Annotated in this window: 8 protein-coding genes; 3 read left to right on the top strand and 5 right to left on the bottom strand. The window is 74.0% G+C overall.

Features of this window, described 5'->3' with window-relative positions:
* Nucleotides 1–18 precede the first annotated feature (18 nt).
* The 4 genes from STRAU_RS11525 to STRAU_RS11510 form a co-directional block, all read right to left on the bottom strand.
* The gene (locus tag STRAU_RS11525; RefSeq protein ID WP_016640471.1) at nt 19–882 is read right to left on the bottom strand and encodes a hypothetical protein; all 864 of its coding nucleotides are present in this window, start codon (nt 880–882) and stop codon (nt 19–21) included.
* Nucleotides 879–2,144, bottom strand: coding sequence for a glycosyltransferase family 4 protein (locus STRAU_RS11520; RefSeq protein ID WP_016640470.1), 1,266 nt, complete (start codon nt 2,142–2,144; stop codon nt 879–881). The genes STRAU_RS11525 and STRAU_RS11520 overlap by 4 nt, the downstream gene beginning before the upstream one ends.
* Nucleotides 2,145–2,308: 164 nt before the next feature.
* Entirely contained in the window at nt 2,309–3,637 is a 1,329-nt protein-coding gene (locus tag STRAU_RS11515; protein ID WP_016640469.1) for an ABC transporter substrate-binding protein, read from the bottom strand.
* Entirely contained in the window at nt 3,612–4,208 is a 597-nt protein-coding gene (locus STRAU_RS11510; protein ID WP_203227383.1) for an MTB12 C-terminal domain-containing protein, read from the bottom strand. The genes STRAU_RS11515 and STRAU_RS11510 overlap by 26 nt, the downstream gene beginning before the upstream one ends.
* A 150-nt stretch (nt 4,209–4,358) precedes the next feature.
* Here STRAU_RS11510 and STRAU_RS11505 point away from each other — a divergent pair, with 150 nt between their 5' ends.
* Genes STRAU_RS11505 through STRAU_RS11495 form a run of 3 tightly spaced genes read left to right on the top strand, consistent with a single transcriptional unit; the run spans nt 4,359 to nt 8,438 of the window.
* Nucleotides 4,359–4,934, top strand: a complete 576-nt coding sequence (locus STRAU_RS11505; protein ID WP_016640467.1) for a hypothetical protein — start codon at nt 4,359–4,361, stop codon at nt 4,932–4,934.
* Between the two features lie 4 nt (nt 4,935–4,938).
* Nucleotides 4,939–7,761: an ABC transporter permease subunit gene (locus tag STRAU_RS11500; RefSeq protein WP_016640466.1), complete on the top strand. Its 2,823-nt coding sequence runs from the start codon at nt 4,939–4,941 to the stop codon at nt 7,759–7,761.
* Entirely contained in the window at nt 7,758–8,438 is a 681-nt protein-coding gene (locus STRAU_RS11495; RefSeq protein ID WP_016640465.1) for an ABC transporter ATP-binding protein, read from the top strand. The genes STRAU_RS11500 and STRAU_RS11495 overlap by 4 nt, the downstream gene beginning before the upstream one ends.
* 32 nt (nt 8,439–8,470) lie before the next feature.
* Here STRAU_RS11495 and STRAU_RS11490 read toward each other — a convergent pair whose 3' ends face one another.
* The gene (locus STRAU_RS11490; protein WP_016640464.1) at nt 8,471–9,031 is read right to left on the bottom strand and encodes a LysM peptidoglycan-binding domain-containing protein; all 561 of its coding nucleotides are present in this window, start codon (nt 9,029–9,031) and stop codon (nt 8,471–8,473) included.
* Nucleotides 9,032–9,112 lie beyond the last annotated feature (81 nt).

Here is a 9,112-nt window from a genome sequence, read left to right as displayed (position 1 = left end):
CGCGCACCCAGAGGGGGGCTACGGGCCGACGCGGATCGACAGGTCGTTGTCCACGGTGTAGTACGGGCCCACCTCGACGGAGTCGACCCGCTTCAGCGGATACGTGAAGATCGGCTTCTTGTCGGCAACGTCGTCAAGAAGCCGGGCGAGCCGAATCCGCGGCCCACCCTCCCCGGCGGGCCGCAGCCACAGATCCCAGATCCCCTCGCCGTCGACCGAGTCGGCCAGCTCCGCGTACCGCAGCGCGAAGGCGAACCCGCACTCCGGCGACGCGGAAGAGCCCCCGGGCGCGAGCCCGGCCCGCAGCACCCGCCCGGAATCCCCGCGCAGCGCCGCCTCGACGTACCCCGCGCCGGTGAGCGCCGTGCCGTACACCCGGCCCTGCCCGGTGAGCCCCTCCTCCTCGATGCACAGCTCGCCGACCTCCGCGTGCGGCGCCCGCAGCCAGCTGCGCACCGACAGGTTGCCCTGCTTGGTGGCGTACGGAATGCGCACCGCGACATGTCCGCGGCTGCCGCTCGGCGCCCGGTCGACCAGCGAGCGCAGGTCGTTCACGCCGGGCACCAGACGGCGCGGCTCACCGCTCTCGACCTGGGCGTACGCGTTCCAGCGGCCCTCGGGCAGCTCGACGCTGCTGGGCAGCGCGGCGCGCAGCCGGCCGTCGGCGGCCGGGGTCAGCGGCAGCCGTACCTCGACGGCCGGGTCGGAGTCCCGCAGCCGCAGCAGCAGATGCGCGGCGCCCGCCTCGCCGGGGTCGGTGACGTCGAAGGTCAGCCCGCCCGCGGAGTCCGCGATGCAGTCGGCGCGCGGCGCGGGCGGCCCCGCGTCACCGGCGGCCTCCTGCGAGCCGTCCAGCGTGCCCCGTGTGAACACGGCCGTCATGCCAAGCGCCCCTTCGTCGGTACGGTCCGTCGGGCGTCCCGGACGGCGTACGCGCCGCCGAGCAGGGCCCCCCTCGCGCGGTGCATCGAGCCGCGCACCCGGCCGCTCAGCGAACCGCCCCGCGTGAGCATGCCGCTGAACATGTCCTCGTAGCGCTCGGCGATCCGGGTGGGGTCGAAGCGCTCGGAGTCCTCGAGCGCGGCGCCCGCCATGCGCTGCCGCAGCGCGTCGTCATTGATGAGTTCGAGCAGTCCGCCCGCGATCGCGTCGGCGTTGCCGACCTCGACGAGCCGGCCGTCGACACCGTTGGCGATGATCTCGCCGGGGCCGTGCGGGCAGTCCGTGGCGACCACGGGCAGCCCGCAGCGCATCGCCTCCACGATCGTCATGCCGAACGATTCGAGGCTGGAGGTGACGGCCGCGATGGAGCCCTTGGCCCACTCCGGCTCGATGGGGTGCGCGGGGCCCATGAGGAACACGTGGTTGTACAGGCCGAGCTCGTCGATCAGCTTGCGCAGCTTGTCCTTCTGCTTGCCGCCGCCGTAGATCCGCAGCCGCCAGTCGGGGCGCTCCTTGCGCACCTTGTCGAAGGCGCGTATCAGCAGGTCGTACCGCTTGACGGGGGCGAGCCTGCCGGCCGCCACCACCCACTTGTGGGAGCCGTCGGCGGGCTCGATGCCGGGGGCGGGCACCGGGTTGGGCACCGCCTGTACGTGCACGCCGGGCAGCCGCATCTTCCGGCGGTAAGCCTGCGCGTCGGCCTCGGTCGTCGTGGTCAGGACGTCCAGGCGCGGGTACACGCTGCGCAGTTGCAGGCGCAGGTGCTTGGAGTGGCTGTCGAGCGTGAGGTGCTCCTGGCCGACGCGCAGCACGCCGCGCCGGGCCTGGCGGGCGATGTGCACGTTCAGGCCGGGGCGGGTGCCGATGACGACGTCGGACCTCAGGGCGGTCAGATGCGCCTCGATGCGCTCGTCGGTCAGGGCGCTGTACTGGCCGTATCGGCCCTCGGCGCTGGGGAAGACCTTGGCCGGGGTGCGGTAGGCGTCGCTGTCCCCCTCGTACCCCGGGCTGTGCTTCCGAATGTCGACGAGGTGGCTCAGCCTGATCCGCGCGTCGGGCGTGAAGACCGGCTCGTCCCGATGGCGCAGCACCGACACGATTTCGACGTCATGGTGCTCGGCGAGCGTGTTCGCCAGGTTGTACGTCGTCCGGATCGTCCCTCCGATCCCGTACGCGTTGTGAATCAGGAAAGAGATATGCATACGTCCCCGTATTCCGCGCTTCCCTGCGGACAGTCCCGTCTCGTCCGCCTACCGAGGGGTTAGACGGAAATCTCGGGCCAAGGGTTGGGTCGAAAATCCGTCTTGTTGTGAAACGGATGCCTGATCGACAGGCGGAACCGGGAACTCCGTGACTGGTACACAGATCAGGGCTGGTAGGAGAGCTGTGGTACCTCGAAACAGGTGCGGTTCATGTCGCCCTGTGTGACCCAGCCCTCATCGTCCTGCCAACGGGCCACGGACACACAGGTCTCGCGCGTCCGTGGCGGCTCGGAACGCCGTTCGTACGTGACGGGCAGCAGCAGCCCGTCCGCGTCGTACGGCTCGCCCCGGCTCATGAAGCGGTCGACGCAGGCGCGCGTGGCGTCGCCCGCGGACGCCAGGCAGGACTTCGCCGCGTCCGTGAACCACATCGCGGCGGCCCAGCCCTCCAGTTGCCACTGGGAGTGCGTCTTCTCCCCCTTCGTGGCGTCGCGGAACTCACGGACCGCCCGGTGCCCGGTGTCCTCGTAGTTGCGGCTCGATCCCGTCGCCCACAGGGCGTTGCGGCAGCGCGGCGCGTCCTTGTAGTCCTCGGCGACCGTGGACGACCAGTTCTGGACGTTGGTGACCTTCGCGGTGACGTCCGCGCCGACGTCGTCCATCGCCTCGCAGAGCTGCGCGTTGCCGTGCGTGTCCATCGCGTCGAAGACGAGGTCGGCGCCCCGGTCCTTGAGGTCGGCGGCGACGGCCCGGAAGTTGGGCAGCGCGAAGTCGACCTGTTCGGTGACCACCTGGTAGCCCTCGGCCTCCAGGCCGCGCTTCACCAGGCGGGCGTACGCGGCCGACGCGGCCTGGTTGTAGGAGACGACGGCGGCGGTGCGGGCGCCGTGTTCGCGCTTGAAGTAGCGGTAGACCTCGGTGCCGCCGTACAGCTTGCCGTCCCAGCCCGGCTTGCCCGTGCGCGGGGCGAGGCTGCCGTAGATGCCGTACAGGTGCGGATGGGTGTCGTACGCGGAGCCGACGGGCTGGCCGCCGATGTCGGGCACGCCCGCGTCGGAGACGCGCGAGGCGCCCGCGTAGTCGAGGACGGTGGTGGCGACGAGGGCGACGACCTTCTTCTCGTCGAGCAGCTTGTGCACGCACTCGTTGTTGCCGACGCCGCTGCCCCCGTCGTCGCAGGTGTGCACCTCGACCTCGCGGCCGCCGACGCCGCCGCGGTCGTTGAGCCGGTCGAAGTAGGCTTTCGCGCCGTCGCGCGGGCCGGTGAAGGCGGAGCCGCCGACGGGGCTGGTGGCGCTGGTGATGATGCCGACGCGCAGCGGCGGCCCCTCCTGGGTGCCGCGCGGCGCGGCCGGCCGGTCCTCGAAGTCGCTCTCGGGCAGGCGACTGCCGCAGGCCGCGGAGGCAAGGAGCGCCGCGACCGCGAGGAGGGCGAGCGCCGGACGCCGGGCCCGGCGCGCCACGGCCTCAGCAGCCGGGGCCGGGCGACGCATTGCCGCTCAGCTTCACCAGCGCGCACAGCGTCTTGACGGACACCTTCCAGGTGTCGTTCTGGTTCACGGACGTGCCGCTGGCGGTGGGCAGCGCGGTCGCGCCCTTCAGCGTCAGCGCGTACGTCACGTCGGCCTCGGTCGCCGAGGTGAACTCGACCTTGCCGACCTTCGCGCCGACCTGCTTGCCGCGCTCGTCCCCGCTGAAGCTCTGCAGGACCTCGCGCATCTTCGGGCCGTTCTCCAGGACGGCCTCCTTGTCCCGCAGGGACGTGTCCGGGTCGAAGAACTTCTCGAAGTTCTTCCGTACCTCGTTCTCGGCGGCCGCGGGGTCGGCGGGCTCGGAGCCGCCGGGCGCCTCGCTGTCGGCCGTCTCGGAGGCACCGTCCGCCGGCTTCTCGTCCGCCGTCTCCACGGAGGGCTTCGGCGGCGCGCTGTCGTCGCCCCCGCTGTCGTCGCCGCAGGCCACGGCGGCCGGAGCGATCAGCAGGACGGCGGCCGCGGAGAGAGCCGCGCTCCGCACCCTGCCCCGCCGAAGATCGCTCCCCCGCCTGGGGCTGGTCCAGAGAACCATCTGGCTCACCACCGGGTGTCGGTCCGGGCGAAGACCGCCCGGTGCTTTCAGGGTCAGCTTGCAGAAGGCATAGTGCAAGCCATTGGCTGACATGAACAGACCTGCCAGTAACAGACCTGTCTGACTTACGACGTCTCCCAGGGGGCCTCGATGCGGGCGGCACGGACGGCTCAGCGATCTCCCACGGCGTCTTCGGCCGCGTCCCGCGCGGCCCGGCTGCGGGCGGTGCATCCGATGCTGTGGGCGGCGTTCGCGGCCCTCGCGACGGGGGCGGTGCTCTGTGTGATCGGCTGGTACGGCATCTCCGGCGAGCGCTTCGCCGAGCGGCAGTTGCCCTACATCGCCTCGTGCACCGTGCCGGGTGCCGCGCTGATCGTGGCGGGCGCGGTGCTGCTCGCGCACGGCCGCGGGGCGCTCGCGGCGGCGCGGGTGGAGGAGCTGTACGGGCTGCTCGTGGCCGTCGAGGGCCAGGATCCGGCGGGCGCCCGCGCCGAGCGGTCCGCGGCGCCGGTCGCGACCAGCGACGACCTCCTGATCGTGCCCGGCGGCAGGCTCCTGCACCGCGCGGACTGCCCCCTGGTGTCCGGCAAGCCGGACGCGGTGCCCCCCGACGCGGGCGTCCTGCGGGCCCGTGCCGCGGACCCCTGTCCGATCTGCTCTCCCCCGCACGACCCCGCCCCCGTGGACCCGGCCGACGCGGCGGACTCGACCACCCCGGAGGTCTGAGCCGGTGGCCTCCCTGAGCTACGACCTCACGCTGGCCGGGCTCTCCGTCGGCAGCGCCGCCGCCCTCACCGGCATCGGCCTGATCGTCACCCACCGCGCGACGGGCGTGCTCAACTTCGCGCACGGCGCCATCGCGATGCTCTGCGCCTACCTGTTGCGCCAGTTCACCGTCGAATGGCACTGGCCGCTCTGGCTCGCCGCGGCCGTCACCCTGCTCGTCGTGGCGCCCGCGATCGGCCTCGTCCTCGAACGCGCCGTCTTCCGGCCGCTCGCCGTCCTCGGCGGCGACCCCGCGCAGACGCTCGTCGCGTCGATCGGGGTGTTCGTGCTCCTCGTCGGCGGGGCAGCGCTGATCTGGGGTCAGGGCGCCCGCGCCGACGTGCCGACACTCGTCTCCGCGGACCCCTGGGGGCAGTTGGCGGCCGCCGTGGTGCTCGCGCTCGCCGTGTGGGCCGTCACGCGCTTCACCCGCTTCGGCGGCGAACTCCGCGCGGTGGTCGACGACCGCCGCCTCGCGGTGCTCGCCGGGATCGACGCCGACCGAGTGGCCGCGGCGGGCTGGGCGTTCGGCTCGTTCACCGCGGGCCTGACCGGCGTGCTGCTCGCTCCGTACGTACGTCTCGATCCGTACGGCATGCCCCTCCTGGTCATGGAGGTGGTGGCCGTCGCCGTGGCCGCCCGGATGCGGAACCTGCCGGTGGCCGTCGTCGTGGCGCTCGGCATCGGTGTGGCCCAGAGCCAGCTCACCCGGCTGCACCCCGCGGGCTGGCGCGAGCCGCTGCTCCAGGCGGTCGGCGCGAACCTCTTCGTGGTGGCGCTGCTGATCGCGGCGCTCGTCCTTCCCGGCATCGGCAAGGGCGACGCGCTGCCGCGCACGGCGACGGCCCGCGTCCCCACGCCTCCGGGCGCGTGGATAGTGGCCGTCGTCCTCTTCCTCCTCCCCCTCGGCTTCGCGGGCTCGGACCTCACCACGTCCGTGCAGGTCCCCGCGCTCGGCGTCATCCTGCTCTCCCTGGTCGTGGTCACCGGCCGAGGCGGGCAGATCTCCCTCGGCCAGGCTGCGTACGCCGGTCTCGGCGCGCTGTTCACCGCGCTGCTCGCCGCCGGGCGCTTCCCCGGACTGCCGGAGCTGCCCACGCTCGCCGCGCTGGCCGTGGCCGTGCTGCTCGTCGCCCCGCTCGGCCTGCTCACGGGCTGGCCCGCGATCAGCCGCCACGGCCTCGCCCTCGCCCTCGCGACCTTCGCCGTCGGGGTCGGCGTCAGCCGCTTCGTCTTCGCGCAGCCGTACGCCACGTCGGGCCTCACCCTCGGCCGGCCCGCGGGCTTCGGCGGCGACCGCGCGTACTACCTGCTCGAACTGGTCCTGCTCGGGGGCGCCTTGCTGCTCGTGGCCGCGCTGCGGCGGGGGCGTACGGGGCGGGCCCTCGCCGCCATGCGGGACCACGAGGCGGGGGCCGCGGCGGCCGGCGTGCCGGTCCGGGCAGTGAAGCTCGCCGCGTTCGTCACAGGCGCGGCGCTGGCCGCGCTCGGCGGCGGCATGCTCGGCATGGGGCTGCGGGCCTTCGACCCCGGCGCGTTCGACCCCGTGCGGGGGCTGCTGTGGTTCGCGGCCGTCGTCGTCCTGGGCGCCGACAGCCTGCTCGGCGCGCTGCTCGCGGGGGCGCTGTTGGTCGGCCTCGACGCGGGCACGCGGGGCGGGGTCGCGGCGGCGGTCATCGGCATCCTCGCCATACTGATCGGCCGCTTCCCCGGCGGCCCCTACGAAGCGCTCCGCGCGGCGACCCACCGCCTCCGCCGCCACCCTCGACTCACCCCGACCGGGACACGGGCGCGCACGGCCCTGGCAGGAGCCGCGGGGACCGGCCCCACCCCCGCTGTGGGCAATCGTGCCGCAGGGCAGCACGGGTGGACCGAAGCCGATCCCGCTCCCGCTCCCGCTGTGGGCAGTCGTGCCGCAGGGCGGCACGGGTGGGCACAGCCCCCGGCCGACGGGACCGGCACGGTCGGCGGAAGCAGTGATGGCGGCAGCGGGAGTGGGGCCAGCGTGGAGGCAGGGGGCGGCGGTGCAGGCTCGTTGGCGGGCCGGGGGCCCGGGGGGCCCGAGCCCCGGGAACCCCGGCTGGAGGCCCACGGCCTGTGGCTCTCGTACGACGGCTTCACCGCCCTGCGAGAAGTGTCCCTCACCGTGCCGCCAGGCCACATCACCGCCGTGGTCGGCCCCAACGGCGCCGGAAAGAGCAGCCTGTTCCACTGTCTGGCCGGAACGCTGCGGCCGGACAAGGGCCGGGTCACGCTCGCGGGACGGGACATCACCCGGCTTCCGGCGCACGCCCGCACCCGCGTCGGCGTGGCCCGCACGTTCCAGGAACTCGCCGTGTTCCCGACGCTGACCGTCGCCGAGAACGTACGGGTGGGCGCGGAACAGGGCCGGGTGCGCGACGACCCGGCGGCCCTGGACCGGGCGCTGCGCCTGTTCGAGCTGGCCCCCGTGGCCGACCGCCCCGCCGCGGACCTGCCCACCGGCACCCTGCGCCGGGTCGAACTGGCCCGCGCGCTGTCCGGCGACCCGCACGTCCTGCTCCTGGACGAGCCGGCGGCGGGCCTGGACACGGCCGAAGTGGCCGCGCTCGCCCGGATCCTGCGCGCACTCGCGGCGGACGGCACGGCCCTGCTGGTGGTGGAGCACGACCTGGACCTGGTGGCGGGCCTCGCCGACTCGGTGTACGTGATGACGGCGGGCCGCGTCGTCGCCTCGGGCCCGGCGGGCCGGGTTCTGGACGCCCTCGACGGCCCGGCGGGTGCGCGCACCGAGGGCGGCACCCGATGACCCTCCTGGAACTACGGACGGCCCGCGTCCGCTACGGCCCGCTGGAGGCCCTGCACGGCGTGAGCCTCGCCGCGCCCGGCCCCGGCCTGACGGTCCTCCTCGGCCGCAACGGCTCCGGCCGCACCACCGTGCTGCGCGCCCTCGCGGGCACCGTCGCGCTGTCCGGGGGCGCCGTCGTCTGGGACGGCACCGACGTCACCCGGCTGCCCGCGCACGAACGCGCCCGCCGCGGACTGTGCTTCGTGCCGGACCGCAGGGCCGTCTTCGGCACCCTCACCGTCCGCGAGAACCTGGAACTGGCCCACGCCGGGGGCGACTTCTCCCCCGCCCTGGACGCGTACCCGGAACTGCGCCCGCTGCTCGGCCGCCGCGCGGGCACGCTGTCGGGCGGCGAGCAGCGCATGCTGGCGCTCTCCCGCGCCCTGCTGGCAGGCGCCCGCGTCGTCCTGGTCGACGAACCCGCCCAGGGCATGTCCCCGACAGTGGCGTCGCGTACGTACGACCTCCTGCGGGACCTGCCCGCGTGCGTGGTCGTCGCCGAACAGCGGCTGCCGCCCGGCGTGGGCGGGCGCGGGGACCGGGCGGCGGTGGTGTACGAACTGCGCCGCGGCGAGGTCGCCTTCGCCGGGGAGGCCGGGGAACTGCCGGCGGGAGGACACACCACCTCACCGGCGTGAGGGCGTATCACTCGCACCGGAGTGACGGCGTGTCACTTCGCCGGGATGACAAGGACCGTCCCGGGCCTGAGCCGGTCGGGAAACGGGCCGACCGTCTTCCGGTTGGCCCGGTAGAGGGCCTGCCAGCCGCCCTCGACCTGATGGCGGCGCGCGATGGAGCTGAGGGTCTCACCGCGCCGGACGACGTGCGTGATCCCCACCGCCGCCAGCGCGTCGCCGTCGAGGCCCGCCTCCTTGACCTTCCTGGAGCAGACGGGCCATGCCTTCCAGCCCTGCTTGCGCAGCACCTTCTGGGCCACCAGGATCTGCTCGTCGCGGGTGGCGAGGTCGGCGCGCGGGGCGTAGGCGAGGCCGCCGAACTCCACCCAGGTGGACTGGCGGAACTGCAGCCCGCCGTAGAAGTTGTTCCCGGTGTTGCTGTCCCAGCGGCCGTTGCTCTCGCAGTGGGCGAGACAGGCCCAGGGCCCTTCGGTACGGGAGCAGTCGTACGTGTATTCCGTGACCTCGGCGCCCGGCAGCGGCCGCGGCGGCTCCGCCGACGCGGCGGCCGACGGCGCCAGGAGCGACAGGGCCGCCGCGCCGAGCAGAGTCACGGACCGAAGGCAGAAACGTGTGTTCGACATCGAGTGCGTCGAGTGCATCGGCTCACGCTAGGCACCGCCCCGGCGCACCCG

It is taken from the genome of Streptomyces aurantiacus JA 4570 (assembly GCF_000414115.1).
Lineage (GTDB): Bacteria > Actinomycetota > Actinomycetes > Streptomycetales > Streptomycetaceae > Streptomyces > Streptomyces aurantiacus_A.
The sequence above is the reverse complement of the archived record's forward strand: the minus strand, read 5'-3'. Positions and strand labels throughout refer to the sequence as shown.